The 26,484-nt window shown below is 70.7% G+C and carries 21 protein-coding genes; 14 read left to right on the top strand and 7 right to left on the bottom strand.

All coding sequences use genetic code 11. From position 1 onward, the window contains the following. The first annotated feature begins 364 nt into the window (after window positions 1-364). The 3 genes from QRN30_RS06345 to QRN30_RS06335 all read left to right on the top strand — a co-directional run bounded on the left by QRN30_RS06345 (window position 365) and on the right by QRN30_RS06335 (window position 3,743). Window positions 365-556: a hypothetical protein gene (locus QRN30_RS06345; protein ID WP_214532042.1), complete on the top strand. Its 192-nt coding sequence runs from the start codon at window positions 365-367 to the stop codon at window positions 554-556. Between the two features lie 119 nt (window positions 557-675). Further along, window positions 676-1,794 carry a GuaB3 family IMP dehydrogenase-related protein gene (locus QRN30_RS06340; protein ID WP_017885473.1) on the top strand — a complete coding sequence of 373 codons (1,119 nt, stop codon included), beginning with the start codon at window positions 676-678 and terminating at the stop codon, window positions 1,792-1,794. Window positions 1,795-1,856: 62 nt separating this feature from the next. Next, entirely contained in the window at window positions 1,857-3,743 is a 1,887-nt protein-coding gene (locus QRN30_RS06335) for a glycerol-3-phosphate dehydrogenase/oxidase (RefSeq protein ID WP_214563224.1), read from the top strand. A 249-nt stretch (window positions 3,744-3,992) separates the two neighbouring features. Here QRN30_RS06335 and QRN30_RS06330 read toward each other — a convergent pair whose 3' ends face one another. Continuing rightward, complete coding sequence (locus tag QRN30_RS06330; RefSeq protein ID WP_194590003.1) at window positions 3,993-4,496, bottom strand: hypothetical protein; 504 nt, start codon at window positions 4,494-4,496, stop codon at window positions 3,993-3,995. A 75-nt stretch (window positions 4,497-4,571) separates the two neighbouring features. On the opposite strand from QRN30_RS06330, the gene QRN30_RS06325 reads away from it, so the two are divergent. From QRN30_RS06325 to guaA, 5 genes are read left to right on the top strand one after another with little or no spacing between them, the layout of a single operon-like run. After that, entirely contained in the window at window positions 4,572-5,102 is a 531-nt protein-coding gene (locus QRN30_RS06325) for a cation:proton antiporter regulatory subunit (protein WP_017885470.1), read from the top strand. A 3-nt stretch (window positions 5,103-5,105) separates the two neighbouring features. Next, entirely contained in the window at window positions 5,106-6,557 is a 1,452-nt protein-coding gene (locus QRN30_RS06320) for a cation:proton antiporter (RefSeq protein ID WP_056071988.1), read from the top strand. Between the two features lie 5 nt (window positions 6,558-6,562). Beyond that, a complete protein-coding gene (locus tag QRN30_RS06315) occupies window positions 6,563-7,339 on the top strand; it encodes an SURF1 family cytochrome oxidase biogenesis protein (protein WP_159556112.1) in 777 nt (258 codons plus the stop codon). Window positions 7,340-7,349: 10 nt separating this feature from the next. Continuing rightward, window positions 7,350-7,796 carry a DUF3817 domain-containing protein gene (locus tag QRN30_RS06310; RefSeq protein WP_042539755.1) on the top strand — a complete coding sequence of 149 codons (447 nt, stop codon included), beginning with the start codon at window positions 7,350-7,352 and terminating at the stop codon, window positions 7,794-7,796. Continuing rightward, entirely contained in the window at window positions 7,793-9,373 is a 1,581-nt protein-coding gene (guaA, locus tag QRN30_RS06305) for a glutamine-hydrolyzing GMP synthase (RefSeq protein WP_284760663.1), read from the top strand. The genes QRN30_RS06310 and guaA overlap by 4 nt, the downstream gene beginning before the upstream one ends. Window positions 9,374-9,721: 348 nt before the next feature. Here the strand turns inward: guaA and QRN30_RS06300 are convergent, their stop codons facing one another. Both QRN30_RS06300 and QRN30_RS06295 read right to left on the bottom strand, forming a co-directional pair. After that, window positions 9,722-10,594, bottom strand: coding sequence for a Bax inhibitor-1/YccA family protein (locus QRN30_RS06300; protein WP_017885465.1), 873 nt, complete (start codon window positions 10,592-10,594; stop codon window positions 9,722-9,724). A gap of 31 nt (window positions 10,595-10,625) precedes the next feature. Continuing rightward, window positions 10,626-11,621, bottom strand: a complete 996-nt coding sequence (locus QRN30_RS06295; RefSeq protein ID WP_284760661.1) for a DUF817 domain-containing protein — start codon at window positions 11,619-11,621, stop codon at window positions 10,626-10,628. A 106-nt stretch (window positions 11,622-11,727) separates the two neighbouring features. On the opposite strand from QRN30_RS06295, the gene QRN30_RS06290 reads away from it, so the two are divergent. The 6 genes from QRN30_RS06290 (at window position 11,728) to QRN30_RS06265 (ending at window position 22,705) form a co-directional block, all read left to right on the top strand. Next, window positions 11,728-12,738 (top strand): glycerophosphodiester phosphodiesterase family protein, encoded by a 1,011-nt coding sequence (locus QRN30_RS06290; protein WP_284760659.1) that lies wholly within the window; start codon window positions 11,728-11,730, stop codon window positions 12,736-12,738. 12 nt (window positions 12,739-12,750) lie between these two features. Next, complete coding sequence (locus QRN30_RS06285; protein ID WP_017885462.1) at window positions 12,751-15,198, top strand: ATP-dependent helicase; 2,448 nt, start codon at window positions 12,751-12,753, stop codon at window positions 15,196-15,198. Between the two features lie 99 nt (window positions 15,199-15,297). Next, the gene (locus tag QRN30_RS06280; protein WP_194590006.1) at window positions 15,298-17,289 is read left to right on the top strand and encodes a LamG-like jellyroll fold domain-containing protein; all 1,992 of its coding nucleotides are present in this window, start codon (window positions 15,298-15,300) and stop codon (window positions 17,287-17,289) included. A gap of 141 nt (window positions 17,290-17,430) precedes the next feature. Then, window positions 17,431-18,855, top strand: a complete 1,425-nt coding sequence (locus tag QRN30_RS06275) for a pyridoxal phosphate-dependent decarboxylase family protein (RefSeq protein WP_259553104.1) — start codon at window positions 17,431-17,433, stop codon at window positions 18,853-18,855. Beyond that, complete coding sequence (locus QRN30_RS06270) at window positions 18,852-20,297, top strand: lysine N(6)-hydroxylase/L-ornithine N(5)-oxygenase family protein (protein WP_284760658.1); 1,446 nt, start codon at window positions 18,852-18,854, stop codon at window positions 20,295-20,297. The genes QRN30_RS06275 and QRN30_RS06270 overlap by 4 nt, the downstream gene beginning before the upstream one ends. Continuing rightward, window positions 20,294-22,705 carry a GNAT family N-acetyltransferase gene (locus QRN30_RS06265; protein ID WP_284760657.1) on the top strand — a complete coding sequence of 804 codons (2,412 nt, stop codon included), beginning with the start codon at window positions 20,294-20,296 and terminating at the stop codon, window positions 22,703-22,705. Before QRN30_RS06270 ends, QRN30_RS06265 begins: the two co-directional genes overlap by 4 nt. Window positions 22,706-22,735: 30 nt before the next feature. Here QRN30_RS06265 and QRN30_RS06260 read toward each other — a convergent pair whose 3' ends face one another. The 4 genes from QRN30_RS06260 to QRN30_RS06245 are packed head-to-tail and all read right to left on the bottom strand — an operon-like array spanning window position 22,736 to window position 26,483. After that, complete coding sequence (locus tag QRN30_RS06260; RefSeq protein WP_017885457.1) at window positions 22,736-23,371, bottom strand: pyridoxine/pyridoxamine 5'-phosphate oxidase; 636 nt, start codon at window positions 23,369-23,371, stop codon at window positions 22,736-22,738. A gap of 18 nt (window positions 23,372-23,389) precedes the next feature. Then, window positions 23,390-24,040 (bottom strand): NUDIX hydrolase, encoded by a 651-nt coding sequence (locus tag QRN30_RS06255; RefSeq protein WP_159556105.1) that lies wholly within the window; start codon window positions 24,038-24,040, stop codon window positions 23,390-23,392. After that, complete coding sequence (locus QRN30_RS06250; RefSeq protein ID WP_083389181.1) at window positions 24,037-25,635, bottom strand: nicotinate phosphoribosyltransferase; 1,599 nt, start codon at window positions 25,633-25,635, stop codon at window positions 24,037-24,039. Before QRN30_RS06250 ends, QRN30_RS06255 begins: the two co-directional genes overlap by 4 nt. Beyond that, a complete protein-coding gene (locus QRN30_RS06245; protein WP_071250185.1) occupies window positions 25,632-26,483 on the bottom strand; it encodes a phosphoribosyltransferase family protein in 852 nt (283 codons plus the stop codon). The genes QRN30_RS06250 and QRN30_RS06245 overlap by 4 nt, the downstream gene beginning before the upstream one ends. Window position 26,484: the final 1 nt, after the last annotated feature.

Raw genomic sequence — 26,484 nt, 5'->3', positions numbered from 1 at the left:
TGGGGCCGTGCGTGGTCGCTTCGCGCCGCACGGCCCCGCTCCTGTACCCGCCCGGAGGCGCGGCTCGCCTCTGGTCGCGTCCGATCGCGTGACTGTGGTCGCGTCTGGTCGGGTGACTGTGGTCGCATGACGCCGTCGTGTTCCGTCGACGCCGCGGTCCCGTCGAGACGCCTCGGAATCCAGCGGCGTCTCGTCGGGATGGCGGCGTCCTGCGCTGACGACGGCGTCCTGCGCTGACGACGGCGTCCTGCGCTGACGACGGCGTCTTCCGTTGACGACGGCGTCTTCCGTTGACGACGGCGTCGCCCGTCTCACCCGGCCAGGAGGCGCTACTCGCCCCGCGCGGGTCGGTATCGTTCCGCAGGTGCAGAGACTGTCGGTGGGCGCGATGGACGCCCTGGTGTGGGTGGTCTTCATCGCGCTGTTCGTCGGTGCGGCGCTGCTCGTCAAGGTCGCGGCAGTGCTCCTCGTCGTCCTCGTGGTGCTCGCGCTCCTGCTCGGGTTCGTGCTGCGGGTGCTCCGCAAGCGACGCCGGACCCCGCGCCGCCCGCGCTGACGGCTCCGCCGTCACGGCTGCACGGCTGCACGGCTGCACGGCTGCACGGTGCGAGGTTGCCGGCCGTCCGCACCGTCCGGCCCGTGCACGCCGCAGAGCCCGCCCGGTAGGCTGTCCTGGTGAGCGAAGTCGAGATCGGTGCAGGCAAGCGCGGACGTCGGGCGTACGCGTTCGACGACATCGCGGTGGTCCCCTCCAGGCGGACGCGTGACCCGCGCGACGTCAGCGTGCAGTGGTCGATCGACGCGTTCACGTTCGAGTCGCCGATCCTGTCGGCACCGATGGACTCCGTGTCCTCGCCCGCGACGGTCATCCAGATGGGCAAGCTCGGCATCCTGGGCGTGCTCGACCTCGAAGGCCTGTGGACCCGCTACGAGGACCCGACCCCGTACTACGACGAGATCAAGTCGCTCACCGACGGCAACGTCACGAAGCGCATGCAGGAGATCTACTCCGAGCCGATCAAGGCCGAGCTCATCACCGCCCGCCTGGCCGAGATCCGCGCAGCCGGGGTGCCGGTCGCCGGTTCGCTCAGCCCGCAGCGCACCCAGGAGTTCTCGAAGACGGTCGTCGACGCCGGTGTCGACCTGTTCGTCATCCGCGGCACCACGGTCTCGGCGGAGCACGTCTCCCAGACCGAGGAACCCCTCAACCTCAAGAAGTTCATCTACGAGCTGGACGTCCCGGTGATCGTGGGCGGCGCCTCGACCTACACGTCGGCGCTGCACCTCATGCGCACCGGTGCCGCCGGTGTGCTCGTCGGCTTCGGTGGCGGCGCAGCGTCGACCACCCGTGCCGCACTCGGCATCCACGCCCCGATGGCCACCGCCGTCGCGGACGTCGCAGGTGCCCGTCGCGACTACCTCGACGAGTCGGGCGGCCGCTACGTGCACGTCATCGCCGACGGCGGGCTCGACACCGCGGGCGACATCGTCAAGGCCATCGCCGTCGGCGCCGACGCCGTCATGCTCGGCACCGCGCTGGCCCGTGCGACCGAGGCCCCGGGTGGCGGCTACCACTGGGGTGCCGAGGCGCACCACCCCGAGCTGCCGCGTGGCCGCCGGGTCGAGGTGGGCACGATCGCCCCGCTCGAGAACGTCCTGAACGGACCGACGCCGACCCACGACGGCCGCGCCAACCTGGTCGGTGCCCTGCGCCGCTCGATGGCGACGACCGGATACTCCGACGCCAAGGAGTTCCAGCGAGTAGAAGTGGTCGTGGCGCCGTACCACCAGTGACGGTGGCACCCGGACACTGCTCCGGGTGACGCCACGGCGCCGACCGTGACCCGGAGGCGACGATGGCGAAGTCCAGCACGACGAAGCAGACCAGCACGGCCGGACGTCCGCGTGACGTCGCGCCCGGCGTGGGGTTCGACCCCACGGCGAAGCTCGGGCCGGACGAACGTGCGGCCGCGATCGAGACGCTGAAGACCAAGGAACTCGACGTCCTGGTCGTCGGCGGCGGCATCGTCGGTGCGGGCAGTGCGCTCGACGCCGTGACCCGCGGCCTGAGCGTCGGCATCGTCGAGGCCCGTGACTGGGGCTCGGGGACGTCGAGCCGTTCGTCGAAGCTCGTGCACGGCGGCATCCGGTACCTCGAGCAGCTCAACTTCGCACTCGTCCGCGAAGCCCTCATCGAACGCGGGCTGCTGCTGCAGCGCATCGCCCCGCACCTGGTGAAGCCCGTGCGCTTCCTCTACCCGCTCAACCACCGGGTCTGGGAGCGCTTCTACATCGGCATCGGCATGGCGATGTACGACGTGTTCAGCTGGTCCGGCGGCCGTCCGCCCGGCGTCCCGCACCACCGGCACCTCAGCCGGAAGCAGGTGCTCAGGAACATGCCCGGGCTCAAGAAGGACGCCTTCGTCGGCGGCATGACGTACTACGACGCCCAGGTCGACGACGCGCGCTACGTCGCGTCGCTCGTGCGCACCGCGGCCTCGTACGGTGCCGAGGCGGCGAGCCGCGTCCGCATCGAGGGGTTCATCAAGGTCGGAGAGCGCGTGGTCGGCGCGCAGGCACACGACATCCAGACCGGTGAGCGGTTCGAGATCCGCGCGAAGCAGGTCGTCAACGCCACCGGTGTCTGGACCGACGACACCCAGGCGATGATCGGCACCCGCGGGCAGTTCAAGGTGCGGGCGTCGAAGGGCGTGCACCTCGTCATCCCGCGCGACCGGTTCCCGTCGAACACGGGCATGATCCTGCGCACCGAGAAGAGCGTCCTGTTCGTCATCCCGTGGGGCCGGCACTGGCTGGTCGGCACGACCGACACCGACTGGTACCTCGACAAGGCGCACCCGGCGGCGACCGCGGCGGACATCGACTACATCCTCGAGCACGTCAACAAGGTGCTCGCCGTCCCGCTGACCCGCGAGGACGTCGAGGGCGTCTACGCCGGCCTCCGCCCGCTGCTGGCGGGGGAGTCCGACCAGACGTCGAAACTCAGCCGCGAACACGTCGTCGCGCACACCGTGCCCGGGCTCGTCGTCGTCGCCGGCGGCAAGTGGACGACGTACCGCGTGATGGGCAAGGACGCGATCGACGAGGCCGTCGCTGCCATGGACGGCAGGATCCCGGAGTCGACGACCGAGGACATCCCGCTCCTCGGCGCGGAGGGCTACCCGGCCGCGTGGAACCGACGCGCCCGCACCGCACGGAGCTGCAACGTGCACAAGGTCCGGATCGAGCACCTGCTCAACCGGTACGGCACCCTCGCGACCGAGGTGCTGCAGCTCGTCGAGCAGGACCCTGCGCTCGCCGAACCCCTGCCCGGGGCCGACGACTACATCGGCGCCGAGGTCGTGTACGCCGCCTCGCACGAGGGCGCCCTGCACCTGGAGGACGTCCTCGCCCGCCGCACCCGCATCTCCATCGAGGCCTGGGACCGCGGCGAGTCAGCGGCGCCCGTCGCCGCGAAGCTCATGGCGGACGTGCTCGGGTGGGACCAGGAGACGACCGAGCACGAGGTCGCGAACTACCTGAAGCGCGTCGCCGCAGAACGGGAGTCGCAGCTGCAGCCCGACGACGAGAGCGCGGACCGCGTGCGGCTCGAGGCTCCGGACATCGCGTTCGGCTTCGACGAGGACGACGTGGTCGTCGGTGGCGGCCGTTCGGACGGCGCGGAGGGCGCGAAGGCGTCCGACGAGCAGGTCATCGGCGAGAAGACGAGCGAGCCGGAGTGAGGAGGCCCGCAGACGCCGTCGTGTCAGCCAGACGCCGGCGTCTGCGGGCTGCGTAAGACGCCGTCGTCTCGGGTCGACGCCGTCTGGTCGCCGAGACGCCGCCAAATCAGGCGGCGTCTCGCGGTGGACGAGGCGTCTCGACGAGACGACGGCGTCTTGCGGAGTCCACCCGCGCCTCCAGGACGGAAGACCGGAAGACCGGAAGACCGGAAGGACGGACGACCGGACTGGAGGCCCGTGGTGCGTCCGTCAGACGGCTCGCGCCCGCAGGGCCGCGCGGCGCACGTGCACCGCCTGGCCGACCACGAGCGCCACCGGGATCCCGATTAGCGCGACGAGGCTCGTCACGTACAGGGCGCCCGACCAGATCGTGTGGGCACCGCCGCCGACCCCGTAGGCATCTGCGACGTCCATCTGCAGGGCGAACGCGGCCACGAACGACATCGGCGTCCCCATCACGACGACGGCGAGCAGCACCGCCGCGATGACGTGCGCCGTCGCCCGGGTGATGAGCAGCAGCACCGACAGTCCCGCGGCGAACAGGACGCCGACGACGGCGATCCCCACGACGGTCGCGATGTCCGCCCCGACCGAGAACCCCTGCTCCGAGAGCTCGGCGTGGATCTCGGCCAGGCTCGCACCGGGGACCGCGGCGAGCGGGTCCAGCACCAGTGCGTTCAGCGCCAGCAGTGCCGCGTACAGCGCGACGACCAGCACCCCGACGACGGCCACGACGATCCGTGTTCTCCCCATCCACAGAACAGTAGTGCGCGGAATGCGCGGGGTCACCGGGTGGTTATCATCGGGGTACTCGAAGAGGGAGCCATCATGGTCGACGTCCATCGCGTCAAACTCCCCGGAGTCGGCGTGCTGCACAGCTTCTACACCGACGACGGTGGCAAGTGCGGTGTCATCACGCACCGGTCGGGGCACTCCGACCTCATCTCGTTCGCCGACGTCTCCGACGGCGCGGACAAGTCCGAGAAGGTCTCGCTCCGTCTCAGCGAAGACGAAGCGCACACCCTCGCCGAACTGCTCGGCGGCACCCGGATCACCGAGGGCCTCGACAAGCTCGACGAGATCCCCGGGCTGTCCATCGACTGGTTCTCGGTCGACTACGACGACGCCATCGCGGGCAAGCCCCTCGGTGACCTGCACGACTCGGGCTTCATCGGCCTGACCGTCGTCGCCGTGGTCCGTGGCGACAGCGCCAACCCGGCGCCCTCGTCGGACTTCGTCGTCTTCCCCGGTGACACCATCGTCGTCGCCGGATCCCCCGAGAAGGTCGCCAAGGCGTTCTCCTTCTACCGCAGCGGAGAGCTTGCGGCCGCCTCGGCCGAGGCCCCGCGGAAGAGCTAGCGCATGCACCTGGGTGGTGAGCTGCTCACCATCGGTGTGCTCTTCGTCATCGCCTACGTCCTGGGCCGACTCGGCAAGACCATCGGTCTGCCGGCCATCCCGATCTACATGGTGGTCGGCCTCGTCGCGAGCCCGAACACGCCGTGGTTCGGCCTGAGCGTCGAGTCCCACACGATCGAGCTCATCGCGACGTTCGGGCTCATCCTGCTGCTGTTCAACCTCGGGCTCGAGTTCGACCAAGAGGAGTTCTACGGCAACGCCGGCAAGCTCCTGGTGTCGGGCGGCACCTACGTCGTCATCAACATGGGCGTGGGGTTCGCCTTCGGGTTCTCGCTCGGCTGGGGCACCCGTGAAGCCCTGATCATCGCGGGCATGACGGCCACGTCGTCGAGCGCCATCGTGACGAAGCTCCTCATCGAACTCCGCCGTCTGGCGAACGACGAGACCCCGATGATCCTCGGCGTCACCGTGATCGAGGACGTCTTCATCGCCGTGTACCTGGCGATCGTCTCCGTCGTGCTGTCCGGCGACACCAACCTCTGGGCCGTCGTCGGCAAGCTGGCCCTGGCGTTCGGGTTCCTGATCGTGATGTTCACGCTCGCGCGCTTCGCGGGCAAGTGGGTCTCGAAGATCTTCGCCACGCGTGACGACGAGCTGTTCACCGTGCTGTTCTTCGGACTCGCGGTCATGTTCGGCGGCATCGGCGACCTGCTCGGTGTGACCGACGCCATCGGCGCCTTCGTCATCGGCCTGCTCTGCGGAGCGACCCGGTATCGCGACCGCATCGAACAGCTCGCCCTGCCGATGCGCGACGTCTTCGCGGCGTTCTTCTTCGTGAACTTCGGGCTCGGTCTCGACCTGTCGACCTTCGGCGAGGTGCTCTGGCCCGTCCTCGGCGCCATCGGGATGACCATCGTGCTCAACGCGGTCGCCGGCCAGATCGTCGCGCGGATGAACGGCTTCAACGTCCAGCAGGGCATCAACACCGCCGTCATCCTGGTGAACCGCGGCGAGTTCGCGCTGATCCTCGCGACGCTGTCGGCTGCCGCCGGGCTGGAGGCGCGGATCACCGCCTTCGCGGGCCTCTACGTCCTCTGCATGGCGGTCCTCGGGCCGCTGCTCGCGGTGAACTCGGACCGGATCGGCCGCCTCGTGGTGCGCCCGGGCCGGCTCATCCGCCTGCGCGGACGCCTGGGCGGCCGACGTGCCGTCGCCGCGGCAGCCGCCGCCGAGAGCGCCGAAGCAGCCGAGGCCGAGGCGGACGCCACCGCCGCGGCACGGAAGGCCGAGCGGGATCGCCAGTTCGCCGAGGAGTTCGCCCTCGTGGAGGCCGCTGGCAGGGACGAGCGAGACAATGAGGGGCCCGAGCCGACGTCCGCACCCGTGACGTCGCCGGTCGAGATCCCCGCCGAGCGCCCCGAACGCCCGGTCCGACAGCGCGATCCGGAGTACTGATACAGATGTGGGCCGTTGCCCGACGACCGAGGTGGATCGCGCTGCTGTTGCTGGCGCTCGTGCTGGCGGCGGTGTTCGCCGGGCTGGGCAAGTGGCAGCTCGAGCGGTCCATCGCCAACGGCAAGCCCCTGCCGGCGACCACCGAGACCCGCCGCACGCTCGAGGCGGTCACGACCCCCGAACGCCCCGTCAGCGAGAGCCTCGCCGGGCAGAAGGTGACCGTCACGGGGACCTTCGTCGCCGACGACACCACCGTGCTGACCGGCCGCACCGGGGGTGGGAAGTACCAGACCGTCGGGCACCTGGTGGACTCGGATGGTGGGGCGAGCCTCCCGGTCGTCATCGGGTGGTCCGACCAGCGGTCGGCCGCCGTCGCCGGGGGCGAGCGCCTGGCGGACGGCCAGACGCTCACGATCCAGGGCCGGTACTACCCGGCCGAGTCCCCGGACCAGGACGCCTACAAGAAGGCCGAGTACTCGGCCGTCGCGCCCGCACGGTTCGTGAACACCTGGCAGGCCTTCGACGACCGCATGTACCTGGGGTACGTCGTCGCCGACGGCACCACCGCGAAGGCCGCCGACCTCGGCACCATCGCCGACCGTGCACCGTCGCGCGAGGTCCAGTTCGACTGGCTCAACCTGTTCTACGCGATCGAGTGGGTCGTCTTCGCCGGCTTCGCCGTGTTCCTCTGGTACCGGTTCGTCAAGGACGCCTGGGAGCGCGAGCAGGAAGAGGAGCGCGAGGCACTGCTCGCCACCGAAGCCGACGCGCTCCGACGGTAGGATTGCCGGCATGGCCCTGACCGTCCGAACCCGTGACATCCCCAAGATCCCGGGGGCGGTGAAGTGGTACCGCGTCTCGGCGTACATCACCGGTGTGCTGCTGCTCGCCCTGGTGGTCGAGGTCATCATCAAGTACACGCCGCTGCAGCTCGAGATGCAGCTCGGCAACGGCCCGTTCTTCGTGCCCAACGGCACGGCGGGCGAGACCCCGGGCACGTTCAACCTGTCGATCGCGATCCTCATCGCCCACGGCTGGCTGTACGTGCTCTACCTCTTCACGGACTTCCGTCTGTGGAGCATCATGCGCTGGAGGCCGTCGCGCTTCCTGCTCATCGCCCTCGGGGGCATCATCCCGTTCATGTCCTTCGTGGTCGAACACCGTATGCAGCAGAAGGCCATGGACACCTACCACGAGCTGATCGCTGCCCAGCAGCGTGAGAAGGAGGCCGCTCGGTGAGCGAGACCGAACAGCGTCCCGTCCTCGTCGTCGACTTCGGGGCCCAGTACGCGCAGCTCATCGCGCGTCGGGTCCGAGAAGCGAACGTCTACAGCGAGATCGTGCCGCACTCCATCACCGCGGACGAGATCCGCGCCAAGGACCCGGCGGCCATCGTGCTGTCCGGCGGTCCGTCGTCCGTCTACGAAGCAGGTGCGCCGTCGCTCGACGGTGACATCCTCGACCTCGGCGTCCCCGTGCTCGGCATCTGCTACGGCTTCCAGGCCATGGCGACCGCCCTCGGTGGCGAGGTCGCGAACACCGGTCTGCGCGAGTACGGCGCCACCGACGTGACGCTCGCGCCCGGCACCAGCACCCTGCTCGGCGACCAACCGGCGGACCAGGTGACGTGGATGTCGCACGGCGACTCCGTGGCGAAGGCCCCGGCCGGCTTCGAGGTGCTCGCCTCGAGCGCATCCACGCCCGTCGCAGCGTTCGCGTCCGACGAGCGCAAGCTCTACGGCGTGCAGTGGCACCCCGAGGTGAAGCACTCCGTGTACGGCCAGGCCGTGCTCGAGAACTTCCTGCACCGTGCCGCGGGCCTGCCGGGCGACTGGAACTCCAGCAACGTCATCGAGGAGCAGGTCGCCCGCATCCGTGAGCAGGTCGGCTCCGCGCGGGTCATCGCCGGACTGTCCGGTGGTGTCGACTCCGCCGTCGCCGCAGCCCTGGTGCACAAGGCCGTCGGTGACCAGCTCACCTGCGTCTTCGTCGACCACGGGCTCCTGCGTGCCGACGAGCGCAAGCAGGTGGAAGAGGACTACGTCGCCTCCACCGGTGTCCGGCTCATCACGATCGACGCCGAGCAGCAGTTCCTCGACGCCCTCGCCGGTGTCAGCGATCCGGAGCAGAAGCGCAAGATCATCGGGCGCGAGTTCATCCGCACGTTCGAAGGCGCAGCCGAGGCACTCGTGCTCGAGGCCCAGGCGTCCAACTCCGATGCCGAGGTCAAGTTCCTCGTGCAGGGCACGCTCTACCCCGACGTCGTCGAGTCCGGCGGCGGAGCAGGCACCGCGAACATCAAGTCGCACCACAACGTCGGCGGCCTGCCCGAGGACATGACGTTCGAGCTCGTCGAGCCGCTGCGCACCCTGTTCAAGGACGAGGTCCGAGCCGTCGGTCGCGAGCTCGGCCTGCCCGAGGTCATCGTCGGACGCCAGCCGTTCCCCGGCCCCGGCCTCGGCATCCGCATCGTCGGCGAGGTCACGAAGGACCGGCTGGAACTGCTCCGGGCCGCCGACAAGATCGCCCGCGAAGAGCTCACGGCGGCCGGCCTCGACGAGGAGATCTGGCAGTGCCCGGTCGTGCTGCTCGCCGACGTCCGCTCCGTGGGCGTGCAGGGCGACGGCCGGACCTACGGCCACCCGATCGTGCTCCGTCCGGTCTCGTCCGAGGACGCCATGACCGCCGACTGGACGCGTCTGCCGTACGACACCTTGGCGAAGATCTCGAACCGCATCACGAACGAGGTGCCCGACGTCAACCGGGTCGTGCTCGACGTCACGTCGAAGCCGCCGGGGACGATCGAGTGGGAGTAGGGCTCCCCTGAGCGACGGAAGGCCCGGTACGCGTCACGCGTGCCGGGCCTTCGTGTGTCCGGGGGCGCTGCCGGAGCGGTGGGCGTGGATGTTGCCGGGGTCGTCGAGTGGTCACAACACCCCGCGGGCCCGGTGCCGAGCGGTCACGAAGTGTCGAATGGCCCCGGCTCGGGCGACGCTTCGTGACCACTCGGCGGGCGACCGGCGGGGTGTTGTGACCACCCGGGACCGCCGCCGCCTTCCGCCCCCGCCTCCCGCACCGCCTCCCCCCCCCCGCTGTCGCCGACCACCGGCCCGGGGACGACGAAGGGCCCCGGCAGCGCCGGGGCCCTTCGTCGTGCGGTGGTGCTAGTTGCGCGAGCTGCTCGCGATGATGGCGAGGATGCGCAGGATCTCGAGGTACAGCCAGACGAGCGTCACGATCAGGCCGAACGCCGCGGTCCAGGCGTAGATGCGGGGTGCGCCGCGCTCGACACCGGTCTTGATCTGGTCGAAGTCGAGGATCAGCGAGTACGCCGCCATGACGACCACGAAGATGCCGATGAGCACACCGAGCGGGATGCCGAAGAGCGTCACGCCCATCAGGCCGAACGCGCTCTGCGTCACGCCCGTCCACATCAGGACCAGGTTGACGAGCGAGAACGCCATGTACCCGACCATCGCGATCAGGAAGAAGCGCGTGGCCTTCGGGGTCGCGCGGACCTTGCCGGAGCGGAACAGCAGCAGGGTGACGAAGAACACACCGAGCGTGCCGAACACCGCCTGCGCGACGATGCCGTCAGCTTCGGGGAACGCGGTCTGGAAGTAGTTCGAGATACCGCCGACGAACAGCCCCTCGAAGAACGCGTACGTCAGGATCAGACCCGGCGACGGCTTCTTCTTGAAGGTGTTGACGAGCGCCAGGACGAACCCGACGAGCGCGCCGACGACCCAGACGGCCGGCGGCAGGTTCCAACCGGCCACCGCGCCGACGACGAGCACGCCGAACGCGAGCAGCGTCTTGACGATGGTGTCTTCGTACGACATGCGGTCGGTGTCCACCGGGGACGCAGTCGGGCGGTCGTACATGTACTGCAGCTGCTCGGGGGTCATGCCGCCCTGTGCCTGCTGCGGGGTCTGTCCCCAGCCGGCCTGCTGCTGACCAGCACCGCGCCCGCCCCAGGTGTTTGCCCCCTGTGCGTTGAAGGCGGGGGACTGGTCGAAACCGGGCTTGAAGGCCATGGTGTCCTCTTCCTAGGAGATTCGAGTCCTCTCAGCCTAGGTGCGCTCGGTCGCGGAAGGCTGAGGATTCGCGGCGAGCGGACGCGGGCCCAGTGGGCCCCGACGAGGGAAGCCTAGGGTCGCCCGCTGCACGCGCGCCTCGAAGACGTCGAGAGTCCGCCGTCGAGCGCGGGGAGCCCGAGGGCGACGCCGGGTGCAACCAGGTCACGAGTGCGACCGAGATCGTCATGAGCAGGAACCACGCAACGATCTTCGTCGGGGCCACCGGGTGCCAGGCGGCGAGCTGCGCCGGGTAGCTCCACGCCCCGGCCCAGGTCGCGACGTTCTCGGCTGCCCAGACGAACACGGCCACCAACCCCATCGCGACGAGCACGGGCATCCGCATCGTCGCCCGGTGGATCCGGACGTCCATGGTGGTGCGGGCGAAGAGCAGCAGCACGAGCGCGAGCAGCACGTACCTTGCGTCGGCGACGAAGTGGTGTCCGAAGAAGTTCAGGTAGACGCCGCCCGCGACGACCGCCAGCAGCCACTGCCGCGGGTACCGGTCGAACCGCAGGTCGAACAGCCGGTGGACCCTGACCATGTACGACCCGACGGCCCCGTACATGAACCCCGAGAACAGCGGCACCCCGGCGACGACGAGCAGCCCTCCGGGTCCGTAGGTCCACGAGCCCATGTGGGTCTTGAAGACCTCCATCACGGTGCCGACGACGTGGAACAGCACCACCACCCGGAGTTCCCGTACGGTCTCGAGCCCGAACACGAGCATGCCGACCTGCAGCAGCACGGCCGCGGTCGTCAGGACGTCGTTCCGCATCGGGGCCGGCACGGTCAGGTGCACCAGGGCCATCGTCGCGAGCAGCAGCGCCCCGAACGCACACGCCCAGGCCTGCTTGGCACCGAACACCAGGAACTCGGTGACGAACACGCGGACGGGTCGGTGCGGTCGGTGCCCGGCGTCGAGCACACGGCGTGCGGCCCGGTCGATCCGGGCCTCGACGGCGGTGGAGAGCGATCGGACGGTCATGCGGTGATGCTCGGCGTCGGCGCTGGGAACGGCGGTCCCCGGCGCGACGAGTGTGTCCCGCGACACAGGTGGCCCGCTCGTCATCCCCGGCAAGTAGGGTCGCGCCATGACCCTCGTGATCGCCCACCGCGGCGCGTCCGGCTACCGCCCCGAGCACTCGCGGAGCGCGTACGACCTGGCCATCGAACTCGGCGCCGACGCGATCGAACCGGACCTGGTGCCCACGAAGGACGGCGTCCTGGTGCTCCGGCACGAGAACGAGGTCTCGGGCACCACGGACGTCGCCGACCACGCCGAGTTCCGGCACCTGCGCACGACGAAGACCGTCGACGGCCAGACGCTGACGGGCTGGTTCACCGAGGACTTCACGTGGGCGCAGCTGCAGACGCTCCGCACCCGCGAGCGCCTGCCCGCGCTGCGCCCGGGATCCGCCGAGCACGACGGCGCGCAGCCGATCCTGCGGTTCGTCGACCTGCTCGCGATCCTCGACGAGGCGCCCCGCCCGGTCGGGCTCGTCGCCGAGGTCAAGCACGCCGCGTCCTTCGACCGCGCCGGGTTCCCGATGGGCGAGCTCGTCGACGCCACGCTCGGCGAGGCCGGGTGGCGGCAGGACGAGCGGCTGACGGTGGAGAGCTTCGAGAAGGGCGTGTTGCGGGACCTGCGCGAGCGGGCGACCGGTGGTCGGCTCGTGTACCTCCAGGAGGCCCGTGGCAGCGCCGCGGACGAGGTCGCGTCCCACGGGGCGCTCGCCCCGACCTACGCCGCCGAGCGCTCCGAGGACGCGCTCGCGTCGTTCGCAACCGAGTTCCACGGCATCAGCGTCGACCTCGGCACCCTGATGGCCGGCGTGGACAGCGTCGCGCTCGACGACCCGACGCCGGTGCGCAGCGCGATCGTCGACCGTGCCCACGCCGCCGGGCTCACGGTGTACACGTGGACCCTCCGGCCGGAGAACCGGTTCCTGCCGTCGCCGTTGCGTCGCGGCGGGGACGTCGCGGCCTTCGGCGACTGGGAACGCTGGTTCACCTCGGTCATCCGCACCGGACTCGACGGCGTGTTCGCCGACCACACGGACCTGGCGGTGCTCGCCCGGTCCGCTGTCGGGGGTCCCGCCTAGACTGTTCCGGACATGACGATCGTGCTCGACCCCTTCGAATCGACGCCCGAACCGGGCGCCGGTGCCCGCGCGTACCAAGACCCGTTCACCGCGGGTCTGAACCCCCAGCAGAAGGAAGCCGTCGAGTACCGCGGCGAGTCCCTGCTGATCGTGGCCGGTGCCGGTTCCGGCAAGACGAGCGTGCTCACCCGCCGCATCGCGCTGCTGCTCGCCAACCGCGAAGCCTGGCCGTCGCAGATCCTGGCGATCACGTTCACGAACAAGGCCGCCGCCGAGATGCGCGAGCGTGTCCGGGCCCTGGTGGGCGGCGAGGCCGAGGGGATGTGGATCTCCACCTTCCACTCGGCGTGCGTGCGCATCCTGCGGCGCGAAGCCGAGCGGTTCGGGTTCCCGCAGTCGTTCACGATCTACGACTCCGCCGACTCCAAGGCGCTGCTGAAGCGGATCATCAAGGAGCTCGAAGCCGACTCCCTCGGGCTGACCGTGGGTGCCGCGGCGTCGAAGATCTCGAAGCTCAAGAACGAGCTGCAGGACATCGACACCTACGCGCGCAACATCAACGTGAACGACCCGCAGGAAGTCATGTTCACCGAGGTGTTCCGGCGCTACACGAACGAGCTCCGCCGGGCGAACGCGTTCGACTTCGACGACCTCATCGGCCAGACGGTGTTCCTGTTCCGCGCCTTCCCGGACGTCGCCGCCCTGTACCAGCGGCGCTTCCGGTACATCCTGGTCGACGAGTACCAGGACACGAACCACGCCCAGTACGCCCTGATCCGTGAGCTCACCCGCCCGGTGCCGGTCGAACAGGTCGACAAGCTCGAGGACTCCGGGCAGCACGTCGCCCGGATGCGCGAGACCGACGGCTCGATCGCGCCCGCGTCCCTGACGGTGGTCGGTGACTCTGACCAGTCGATCTACGCCTTCCGCGGGGCGGACATCCGCAACATCGTCGAGTTCGAGCGGGACTTCCCGAACTCCAAGACGATCCTGCTCGAGCAGAACTACCGGTCGACGCAGAACATCCTCGACGCCGCGAACGCCGTCATCGCGAACAACTTCGACCGCCAGGCGAAGAGCCTGTTCACCGACGTCGGAGCCGGCGAGAAGATCGTCGGCTTCACCGGGTACACCGGCCACGACGAGGCGCAGTTCGTCGCCGACGAGATCCAGCGCCTGCGTGAAGACGGCATGGACTACCGCGACATGGCGGTGTTCTACCGGACCAACTCGCAGACCCGTGCGCTGGAGGAGATCTTCATCCGTGCGGCGATCCCGTACCGGGTGCTCGGCGGTACCAAGTTCTACGAGCGCGCCGAGATCAAGGACGCCATGGCGTACCTGATCACGGTCGCCAACCCGGCAGACCCGATGGCCCTGCGCCGCATCCTCAACGTGCCGAAGCGCGGCATCGGCTCGGTCACCGAGACCACGCTGCAGCGCTACGCCGACGAGCACGAGACCACGATGCGCGACGCCCTGCGGCACGCGGGTGAACTCGGGTTCGGGCCGAAGGTGCGGAACGCCATCACGGAGTTCGCGGCGCTGCTCGACGCCGTGTCCGAGAAGGCGCAGACGCAACCGGTGGTCGACACCCTGACGCAGTTGCTCGACGGCTCCGGGCTGCTCGACAACCTGCGGAAGTCGCCCGACGCGCAGGACGCCGCGCGCGCCGACAACATCGACGAACTCGTGGCCGTGACGCGCGAGTTCCAGAAGAACAACCCCGAGGGCACCCTGTCGGACTTCCTGACCGAGGTCTCGTTGGTCGCAGCGGCGGACGAGCTCGACGACTCCTCGGGCACGGTCTCGCTGATGACCCTGCACACCGCGAAGGGCCTGGAGTACGACGCGGTGTTCCTGACCGGTGTCGAGGAAGACCTGCTCCCGCACCGGATGTCCGCCAACGAACCCGGTGGTCCGTCGGAAGAGCGCCGGCTGTTCTACGTCGGCATCACCCGCGCCAAGAAGGTCCTGTTCCTGTCGCTCGCGATGACCCGTGCGCAGTTCGGCGACGTCAACGTGGCGATGCCGTCGCGCTTCCTGCAGGAGATCCCCGAGGGGCTCATCGAGTGGAAGCAGTCGCCGGGCATGGCGAACAGCCGCGGTGGCACGCAGCCCCGGGCCCTGAACGCCAAGCGCGACGGTGGCTTCAACGGTGGTGGCGGCGGCGGTGGCTACCGCGGTGGTGGTGGCTGGGGCGGCGGATCGTACGACCGTGCAGCAGCAGCCTCGAAGACCCGTCCGAAGACCGAGTGGGCGAACCGGGTGTCCGGCCAGGTGCGCGACAACGGGGACATGGAACTCGTCGCCGGCGACCGCATCAAGCACGTCGACTTCGGCGAGGGCACGGTGTCCGCGGTGACGGGTCAGGGTGCCAAGCGCATCGCCGAGATCGCGTTCGACTCCGCGGGCCGCAAGAAGCTCCTCATCAAGATCGCCCCGATCGAGAAGCTGTAGGAGCCCTCACCGGTCCACACCGAACCGGCAGCAGCGGCCGGTCTGGTGTTCACGGGACAGACCCGGGGCGTTCCCCCGCGGACCGTACGGTGCGGTGCTGTGCAGAACAGCCCTGACGACCACGAAGCCGCCCACGACGGTGCAGCAGCCCCCGCCGACGATCGCAGCAAGCGCATCCCGGTCTCCCGCCGTGGCTTCCTGGTCGGGTCCGGACTGGCCGGCGCCGCAGGCCTCGTGGCGTCGAACGGTTTCGGCAGCGCCCCGGCCGTCGCCGACGCGCTGACCGCAGCCCCCGCCGTCACCCCGGCGGCCCTCGGCGGGTCCGGCATCGCGGCCCAGCAGGCGGTGGCCCGTGGGCGCACCGGTCCGTGGCGACCCGACACGACCTCGCCGCGCTTCACCGTCGCGGTGATGCCGGACACCCAGTACATGTTCGACGGTGCCGCGGTCGACCAGGCCCCGATGCGCGCCTCGCTCGAGTACGTCGTGCGCGAGCAGGCCCGGCACAACACGGTGTTCCTCGTGCACCTCGGTGACCTGACCCAGAACGGTGCGGCGTCCGAGATGCGCGCGTCCGGCGAGGTCTTCGACGTGCTCGACCGTGCCGGAGCGCCCTACAGCGTGCTCGCCGGCAACCACGACGTCGACTCGTCGACCGACGACCAACGCGGCCGCACCCCGTACCTCGACGTGTTCGGTCCGCAGCGGTTCCGGAAGGCCCCGGGCTGGATCGGTTCGAGCCCCGACGGCTACAACACCGCCCACCGGTTCACCGCGGCCGGCCGCGAGTGGGTCGTCCTGGCCCTCGACTGGCGGACGAGCGCGAGCGGCCTCGCCTGGGCCAGCTCCGTGCTCGCAGCCCGGCCGCACTCGCCGGTGATCCTCACGACGCACGCCATCGTCGACTCGGACGCCGACGGCGGGGCGGCGTTCGACCCCTACGGGCAGCAGCTCTGGGACTCCTTCATCACGAAGCACGACCAGGTGTTCCTGACGCTCAACGGCCACTACTGGGGGCCGGGCCGCACGACGGCGAAGAACGCGGTGGGACACGACGTCGCCCTGCACCTGACCAACTACCAGAACCGGTACTACGGCGGGGCGGCCATGATCCGGCTGTACCACGTCGACCTCGAACGGAACGTCATCGACGTCGAGACGCTGTCGCCGTTCCTGCTCGCCGGCGGGCTCGGCGAGGCGAACGAGCTCGCCGCCCAGGAGGTCAACCTCAGCGGTGACGTCGACCGCTTCACCATGGCAGTGGACTTCGAGGCGCGCTTCGCGGGCTTCGCGCCGGTCGCACCACGGGCCTCCCGGCCGGCGGCACGCATGCTGGTACCGGGGACGCTCGCGTACTGGCGGTTCGACGGCAACCCGGACGGGGCGGCGCTCGCGCCGACCACGCGGGTGCGCGACCAGAGCGGCAAGGGCAACGACCTGGTGGTCGCCCGCCGGACCGGCGCCGTCGCAGGGGCGTTGCGCTGGACCGCCGCGCACCACCCCGACCAGCCGGGTGCCGGCAGCCTCGCGCTGCAGGGTGGCAAGACCGGGGGCGACCACCTGCAGACCGTCCGGGCGGCGCCGCTCAACCGCACCCACTTCCCTCGCGGGTACACGGTCGAGGCGTTCTTCGCGCTGCCGACCACCTTCGACCCGAGCACGAACGGGTTCAGCGCCCTGCTGTCGCAGTACTCGAGCGCCGGCCAGGTGGGGAAGGCGACCGGAGCCGACGGCGACCCGGACGAACCCGCGGTGACCCTGAGCCTGTCGGGGGACCGCGAACTGCAGTGGTGCGTGTACCCGACGAGCCAGGACGGATCGTTGACGAACTGGGGGCACGAGCTGCCGCTCGGAGCCTGGTGGCACGTGGCCGTGGTGAACGACGGGACGCACACCGTGCTCTACGTCGACGGGTGCCCGGTCGTGCGGAACCCGTCCACCCAGAACCGCGGTCTGAGCACGATCGGCAAGCCGTGGCTGCTCGGCGGGTACCGCTACGGCGGCAAGCTCGACAACGTGTTCGTCGGGTCGATCGGTGACGTGCGCATCGTCGGCCGGGCGCTGCAGCCGAGCGAGTTCATGAACGCCTGACGTCCGGAGGCGGACGCCTGGCCCGCGCGGTGGGTGGGGGCTCGGGCTGCCCGGCAGACGTGCGTCTGACACGCCCGGCCGTTCGGCGCGCCCCTCGTTCGGGTGGCACGATCACGGTTAGTGAGGTTAGCCTTACCTAACGTGACACCTCCCATCGAACTCCTGACCACCGCCACCGCCGAGCGCTACCGCTCCGCCGTGACGTCCACGGTGGACCGTCTGGCCGACCGGTTCGCCGCGGCCGACCGTCCGACCACCGACACCGCCCCGGACGTCCTCCGGGCCCGGGTGCAGGACGTCGACCTCGACGCCGAACCCCTCGGGACGGACCGCGCGCTCGCCGAACTCGACGAGCTGTTCGTCCGCGAGGCCGTCTGGTTCCACGACCCGGCGTACCTCGCGCACCTGAACTGCCCGGTCGCGCTGCCCGCGGTCGCCGCCGAGTCGGTCCTGGCCGCCGTGAACCCGTCGGTCGACACGTGGGACCAGTCCCGCATCGGCACCGAGATCGAGCGCCACGTCGTCGCCTGGCTTGCCGGTCGGATCGGGTTCGCCGCGGGGGACGGCATCTTCACCTCGGGCGGCTCACAGTCGAACCTGCAGGCCCTGCTGCTGGCGCGCGAGGCCCTCGGCACCGGCGGCACCGTGTTCACGACCGCTGAGACCCACTTCAGCATCGCGAAGTCCGCCCGGCTGCTCGGGCTCGAGACCGTGGTCGCCGTCGCGACCGACCACGCCGGCCGGATGGTGCCCGCGGCCCTCGCCGAGGCGATCGCTGCAGCCAGGGCCAACGGGCAGCGACCGATGGCCGTCGTCGCCACGGCCGGTACCACCGACCGCGGCGTGATCGACCCGATCGAACCGATCGCGGACGTCTGCGACCTGGAGGACGTCTGGCTGCACGTCGATGCCGCGTACGGCTGCGGGCTGCTCGTGTCGCCGACGCGCCGCCACCTGCTCGACGGCGTCGAACGAGCCAGGAGCGTGACCGCCGACCTGCACAAGTCGTTCTTCCAGCCGGTGTCGTCGAGCGCCCTGCTCGTGCAGCGCCCGGAGGACCTGCGCCGCACCGCGTGGTACGCCGACTACCTGAACCCGGAGGACGCCGCCGAGCCGAACCAGGTCGACAAGTCGCTGCAGACCACCCGCCGGTTCGACGCCCTGAAGCTCTGGGCCACGCTGCGGGCAACGGGGGCCGACGCGATCGGAGCTGCGTTCGACGCCGTCATCGACCTCGCCGCAGCCACCCACCGGATCGTCGAGGAGCACCCCGACCTGGTGCTCGTCGCGCCGACGCAGCTCAGCACGGTGCTGTTCCGCTGGCAGCCCGCCGGCATGACGGACGACGACGCCGACGCGCTGGTCGCCCCGATCCGCTCGGCGCTGCTCGCCGAGGGTCGGGTCCTCATCGCCAAGACGGTCATCGACGGCCGCCCGTGCAACAAGCTCACGCTGCTCAACCCCGAGACCACCCCGGAACAGATGCGCGCGTCGCTCGAGCACGTCGTCGCCACGGCCGCCCGGGTCAGGGCCACCACCACCGCCCCGGAAGGAGCGTCCCGATGACCGCCGACCGCGCAGCAGACCGCGCAGCAGACCGCGCAGCAGACCGCGCAGCAGACCGCACCGCCGACACCGTGCACGACGTCGTCGGCATCGGCATCGGCCCGTTCAACCTCGGCCTGGCCTGCCTGACCGACCCGATCGCCGACCTCGACGCGGTGTTCCTCGACGCCGCCGACGGCTTCGCCTGGCACCACGGCATGATGCTCGACGACGCCACGATCCAGGTGCCGTTCCTCGCCGACCTGGTGACGATGGCCGACCCGACGTCGCCGTTCTCGTTCCTCGCCTGGCTCAAGGAGACCGGACGCCTGTACCCGTTCTACATCCGCGAGGACTTCCACCCCCTGCGCAGCGAGTACGACGCCTACTGCCGTTGGGCCGCCGACCGGCTCGACACCCTGCGGTGGGGCCGCCGGGTGACCGCCGTCGAGCACGACGCGGACACCGACACGTTCACGGTGCACGCCGAGACCGATCAGGGTCCCGAGACGTACCGCGCACACCACGTCGTCGTGGGCATCGGCACCGAGCCGTCCGTCCCCGCCCCCTTGCGCGGGATCGGCGGGCCGGCCGTCCACTCCGCCGAGTTCCTGCCGAACCGCGACGCCCTGCGCGACGCCGGGTCGATCGCCGTCGTCGGCAGCGGGCAGTCCGCCGCCGAGGTCTACCGCGAACTGCTCGAGGACATCCGGCAGGACGGCTACCGCCTCGACTGGATCACGCGCTCGCCCCGGTTCTTCCCGATGGAGGACACCAAGCTCACCCTCGAGATGACGAGCCCGGAGTACACGGACCACTTCCACGGGCTGCCCGAAGCCGTCCGCGACCGCCTCGGACGGGAACAGCGGGGGCTGTACAAGGGCATCAGCGCCGACCTGGTCGACGACCTGTACGACCAGCTCTACCGGATCAGCGCGCGGGGTCCGGTCCCGACGACGCTCCGGACCGAGACGAGCGTCGTCGACGCCGCCTGGCTCGCCGACCGCGGCACGTACCGGTTGACGCTCCGCCACGAGCAGCTCGACCAGACGTACGAGCACGAGGTCGAGCAGCTCGTCCTCGCCACCGGGTACACCCCGCGGGTCCCGCGCTTCCTCGACCCGGTCGAGCACCTGGTCGCCCGCGACTCCCGCGGTCGCCTGGCGGTCGCCCGCGACCACCACGTCGACACCCTGGGCGGGCGCATCTGGGTGCAGAACGCCGAGGAGCACACGCACGGCCTGACCGCGCCCGACCTCGGCATGGGTGCGTGGCGGAACGCGTCGATCATCCGGTCCGTCACGGGTCACCCCGTGTACGGCCTGGAGGCCCGGATCGCCTTCCAGGAGTTCGGCCTGCCCGCCTCGGAGCAGTCAACACCAGAGCCGTCCACCGCCCATCCCGGCGCCGCGGAGCGCGCGCCGGCCCGGCCCGCGACCGAACGTGCGGAGGTCTCCGCATGAGCACGACCGTGACCACCACGGCGCCGGACGCGACCGCGCCTGTGGGAGCCGGGCCGGGCCTCCTGACCGTCGAACCCGTGGACCCGGAACGCGACGCCGCCGTCGTGCAGTCGTGGCTCGCCCACCCGGCGTCGTCGTGGTGGGAGATGGGCGACCTCGACGTGGACGGCGTCCGCACCTACCTGGCCGGCGTGCAGGCCGACCCCGCGCAGGCCGCGTGGCTCGGCCGCCGGAACGGCGAACCGTGCTTCCTGGCCGAGACCTACGACCCCTCGGCCGTCCTGCTCACCGACGTGTGGGCTGCCGAACCCGGCGACGTCGGCATGCACCTGCTCGTCGCACCGGTGCCGGCCGAGGGCCGCGTGCACGGCCTGACGAGCGCGGTCATGCGTGCCGTCGTCGAGCACTGCCGGGACGTCCTCGGCGCGCGTCGGGTCGTCGTCGAACCGGACGTGCGGAACACCGCCGTGCAGGCGAAGAACGCCGAGGTCGGGTTCCGTGCCCTGCGACAGGTCGACGTCGACGGCAAGCGGGCGCTGCTGTCGGTGCTCGACACCGACCGGATCGGCGTCCCCGACGACGACGGGCCGGCCGCGCACCTGCGGCCCGAGCACCTGGAACCCGCCGAACGGCACCTCGTCGCGAAGGCGATCGCGGAGTTCACCCACGAACGGCTCATCGCACCCGTGCCGGACGGGGACGGGTGGCGGCTCGACACGGGGGAGTCGACCTACCGGTTCCGGGCACGGCAGCACCTGCTCGAGCACTGGTCGATGGACGAGGCCTCGCTGACGCGGACCCGTGCGGGGGCGTCGGCACCACTCAGCGCGCAGGAGCTCGTGCTCGAACTGCACGAGGTGCTCGGGATCCCCGACGAGTTGCTCGGGACGTACCTGGAGGAGATCGCGTCGACGCTGGCGAGTGCTGCGGCGAAGCACCGACGGGGCGGACCGTCGGCAGGGCAGCTGGCGCGGGGGCGGGGCGGGGCCGGGTCGGCCGGTTCGGTCGGTTCGACCGGTTCGACCGTCTCGTCCGGGGCCGTCGACGACGCCGTAGCGTCGTTCCAGGACGTCGAGTCGGCGATGACCGAGGGCCACCCGGCGTTCGTCGCCGCCAACGGGCGGATCGGGTTCGGCCTCGACGAGTACCGGGCGTTCGCGCCCGAGTCCGGCGGCCGGTTCCGGTACCGGTGGCTCGCCGCCCGACGCGAGCACACGCACCTGGCGCTCGCCGCGGACCGGACCGAGCAGGCGCACTGGGAGTCGGAGCTCCCGGCAGCGGTCGTGGCCGGGTTCCGCGCCACCCTGGAGCGCCGCGGGCTCGACCCCGACGACTACGTGTGGCTGCCCGTGCACCCCTGGCAGTGGCAGCACCGGATCGCCGTGACCTTCGCGCCTGACCTGGGGCGGCAGGACCTGGTGGACCTGGGCGAGGGGCCCGACGAGTACCAGCCGCAGCAGTCCATCCGCACCGCGTTCAACCGCACCGAGCCGGTACGCTCGTACGTGAAGACGGCGCTCGCCGTGCAGAACATGGGGTTCCTGCGGGGGATGTCGCCCGCCTACATGCGGAACACGCCGGCCGTGAACGACTGGGTCGCGTCGATCGTCGCCGCCGACCCGACGCTCGCCGAGGCCGGGTTCTCGGTGCTCCGGGAGCACGCCGCCATCGGCTACACCGGCGACGCGTACCACCGGGTCGACGTGTCCTCGCCGCAGCGCAAGATGCTCGCGGCGCTGTGGCGGGAGAGTCCCGTCCCGCAGCTGGCCGAAGGCGAACGCCTGCTCACCATGGCGGCACTGCTGCACCGGGACGCTTCGGGGAACGCCGTCGTGTCAGCCCTGATCGAGGCATCGGGAGTCCCTGCCGACGAGTGGGTCCGACGCTGGCTCGACGCCTACCTGCTGCCCGTCGTGCACTGCCTGACCGTGCACGACCTGGTGTTCATGCCACACGGCGAGAACCTGGTGCTCGTCGTGCGCGACGGTGCCGTGGTCCGCGCCGTCATGAAGGACATCGGCGAGGAGGCCGCGGTGCTCGGCCGGCACGACGACCGCCCGGTGCCCGCCGACATCGACCGGATCGTGCACCCGGTGTCCGACGACGAAGCCGCGCTCGCCGTGTTCACCGACGTGTTCGACGGGGTGCTGCGGTTCGTCGCCGCGATCCTCGACGACGACGGGGTGCTACCGGAGGCCCGGTTCTGGCAGGTCGCGGGGGAGTGCATCGACGCGCACGCCGCCGCACACCCGGACCGCCGACGTCCCCTGGACCTGCGGGTGCCGACGTTCGAGCACTCGTGCCTGAACCGGTTGCAGCTGCGGAACACCCTGTCGATGGTGGACCTGGCCGACCAGTCGTCGTCGCTCATCCGGGCGGGCGCGATGCCGAACCCGACCGGGCGGTAGGGGGCGCCGGCGCTCGCGATGCGCGAGACGTCAGGGCTGCAGGCGGGTGGCCGACCACGCAGCGTCGGCGAGGACGTACTGCAGCCGGCGGTGCATCCGGTCACGGCTGCCGTGCCAGAACTCGACGACGTCGGGTTCGAGTCGCCAGGCCACCCAGCCGGCCGGCCGCGGCACGGCGTCGTCGGTCTCGTCGAGCAGGTCGTTCGCGTCGTCGATCAGGTCCTGCAGGGTCCGCGGTTCGAGCACGTCGGACTGGTCGGCGATCGCGGTCGCCGCGCGGGACTTCGGGGAGCGGTCGGCGAACAGCGCGTCGGACTCGTCGTCGGAGAGCTGCACCGCCCGGCCCTCGAACCGCAGCTGCTGCATGGTCTCGCGCCAGTAGACCTGCAGCGCTGCGTGCGGGTTCTCGGCGAGCTGGCGTCCCTTCGGGCTCAGGGTCGAGGTGCCGAACACCAGCCCTCGGTCGTCCAGGCGCTTCACGTCCACCGTCCGGGCGCTCACCCGACCGTCGGCGCCGGCGGTGGCGAGGGTCATCGACCTCGGCTCGGAGACGTCGCGCTCGTCGGCGGCCTCGAGCCACTGTCGGGCCAGGTCGAGGGGTGATGCCGGGGGAGCGTCGAACTCGGGCAGCTGCAGGGAGTCGTCACCGGACAGGGAGGAGGACATGCCTCCACCCAACCGTGCTCAGGCGCTCCACGTCCAGGCTGCCGGGGGACGACCCCCGCGGGGACCGGCCGCGGCGGGGGCGTCGACACGGCTGAGCACCGGGTTCGTCCGGAGCATCCGGTTCAGGTTGCCCGGGTCCGGGCTCGCGCCGGTCAGCGCGGTGAGCAGCCGACGGGCGTCCGCCGTGGTGAAGGGCGATCCGAGGAGCGCACGTGTGAGGGGAACGTCCGACCAGCACCGCAGTCGCACGTGCTCCAGCGCGGCGTCGACGATCCGGTCGTGGTCGAAGGGCAGCGCGAGGGGGCGGACCGCGGCGGCGTGCCACGTCGCCGCCGAGTCCGTGCCCGGCTCGACGACCGCCAGGAACGCGATGCTGATCGCGGCGCTCCGGGGGTCGCGGTCGGGTCCGTCGAACGCGCCGATCTGCGCCAGGTGGCGGACCGCGGCCGCGTCGATCCCGGTCTTGGTGCGCAGCGCGCGCCGCGCACCGTCCGCCAGGATCTCGGTGCCGTCCAGGAGCACGCCGGGCAGCGCCTCCAGTCCGGCGTACGGGGCGTAGGCCCGACGCGCTGTGGCGACCCGCAGGCCGTCCGCCCCCGCGAACGACACCGGGACGACGTCGATAGCGATGAGCGGTTGGTCGCGGGTCGCCGATCCGGCGGCCGTCACGCGATGGTCGTCCGGCGGGCGGCGCGGGCCGCACGTTCGTCCCGCAGCGTCTGCCGGACGTCGGCGAAGGACTGGAGGCGCGTGAACCGTCCGTCGATCCACACCGGCTGGAGCAGGCTGGTCGCCTCGTCCTCGGCCGTGGCCTGGTCGGTCTGCCGGATCTCGCCGGTCTCGTCGCGGTGCAGGGCGATGCGGCCCTTCGCGCTCTTCTTGCCGCTGCCCGTCTTCGGGTCCTTCTGGATGTCGACCGGCTCGCCGTCCACCAGTGCCCAGGTCGCCTTGACGGCGCTGCCGAGGTTGTCGCGCGTCATGTACTGGTACGTGTACGACCCGATACCGAGCACGATGTTGTCGCTCGAGTAGCCCTTCGCGGCGAGGCGCTCGTAGATGCGCTGTGCCCGGTCGAGCGTGATGCTGTCGCCGTAGATGACGCCGATGTGCTGATCGAGGACCTTGAAGCCCTGGTCGTTCACGGTGTGGCCGAAGATCTCGTCGAGCAGTTCGACGACGCCCTTCTCCTCGTGGCTGCGCCCGGGGGCGAGCAACTCGGCCTCGTCCACGCCGTGCACGGTGCCGGTGACGATCTCGACCGGGTCGCCCGAGTCGGGTCGGATGACGAGCTTGCCGTCGCGGGCCGTGATGCGGTCCTTCAGGGCCGGGAGGGTCTCGGTGACGACCTTGAACAGGTCGAAGCCGTCGCTGACCGCCGACACGATGCCCGTCGGGTAGACGTCGAGGATCTGCTCGAACGTCGCGAGCTCCCCGTCGGCACCACGGACGCACATCACGCTGTGCTCGGTCGCGGGGACGCTCGCTGCCACCAGCCCGTTGTCGCCCGGGTAGTACCGGTCGATGAAGTCGAGCGACGGCATCGAGTCGGTGCCGAGGAACGAGAGCAGGTGGCCCGCCCCGCCCGCCGCAGCCGACTCGATGCTCGACTGCCCGCGGAACGAGAAGTCGTGCGCGGCGAAGTCGATGCCGGCCGGGACGGCACCGGTGCGCGCTGCCCAGTCCTCCATCAGGTCGCGGTAGGCGAGCGCCTTGGTCGCGACCGTGGACGGGTGCCAGATCGATGCGGACAGGGCGGTCTCGATGTAGTTGGGCAGCCAGAAGAACTCGTCGATCGTGTTCTCGACGGTCAGGGTCGCTACGCCGATCGGGGCGAGGGTGCCCTCGGGCAGGGCACGGATCTCGAGCGGCAGGTAACCCAGGCGGTGCAGGGCGCGGACGTGGTCGGTGCCGATGTGGTTCGGGCCGAAGTACCCCTGCAGGGCTTCTTCGAACAGTCGGGCGACCTCGTCCTCGTCCGCGGCGAAGAACGGCGCCCAGGCCTCGACGAGCGAGCGCTGGATGAACGCCTGCAGCCCGAAGACCACGGCGTGCGTCGACTCGGGCATGTGCGCGTTCGACCGGTTCGTCCAGTTGATCAGGATCCGGGTGGTGCCCGCGGGGTAGACCTGCCGGTGCGAGTGCTTGTACCCGTCGACGGCCAGCAGCGGCGCGATCGGGCTCGCCGTGGTGATGCGGGGTTCGAGGCCGGCGGCAGTGCCGGTCGCGTTGGCTCCGGCGGTGGTTGCGGGCGCGGTCTGGGTCATCGGATCTGCTCCGTCAGGTAGGGGGTGAGTGCGATCGTGCGCAGGCCGTCGATGGCGTTCTGCGCGGGGTACGAGTCGGTGGTGACGATCTCGCCGAAGTGGTCGGCGAGCTGCGCTGCCCGGCCGGAGAAGACACCGTGCGAGACCCAGAGGCTGAGCCGCTCCTTCGGCAGTCCCGTCGAGCCGGCGAGGCCCATGAACGTGCCGCCACCGTCGCAGATGTCGTCGACCACCAGGAACCGGCCGGTTTCCGGCAGCGGTTCGCAGGTGAAGCCGTCGAGCTTGCCGGTGTCGGGGTTGCGGTGCTTCTCGGCGCGGTACACCGGCAGGCCGCATGCCCGGGCGACCGCGGTCGCCCGGGGGACCGCGCCCTTGTCCGGGGCGATGATGCCGGTGTACGGGTCGCCACCGCCGTGCTCGGATGCCCCGACCACCGCGTCTCGGACGACCTGTTCGCTCGTGACGACGGTGAGGTTGTCGACCAGGCCGACGATGACCGGCGAGTGCGGGTCGAACGCGATGACCTGGTCGACGTGGAAGCCGTTGAGGATGTCGGCGTAGACCTTCGCGCCGAACGGCAGGCCACGGTCCTGCCGGGCTCCGGGCAGGTAGGGGACGAGCGCGACGGACTTCGAACCGCGCTGTCGCACGGCGTCCGCCCACATGCCGAGCATGATCAGGTCGTCGCCGTTCGTGCCGCGCAGGGTCGCGATCTCGGTGAGGCCCCCCGGCTCGGCGGTGTCGTTCGCGACCTTGACGTGGGCTTCACCGGCGGGGAACCGCATGGTGCAGAACGTCGGTGTCGTCTGGTTGCCCTGGGCGTCCCAGGTGCTGAGTTCGACTGCCATG

Source organism: Curtobacterium sp. MEB011 (assembly GCF_030209655.1).
Taxonomy (GTDB): domain Bacteria; phylum Actinomycetota; class Actinomycetes; order Actinomycetales; family Microbacteriaceae; genus Curtobacterium; species Curtobacterium poinsettiae.
Note: the sequence above shows the minus strand (reverse complement) of the source record. Positions and strands in the feature narration are given on the sequence as shown.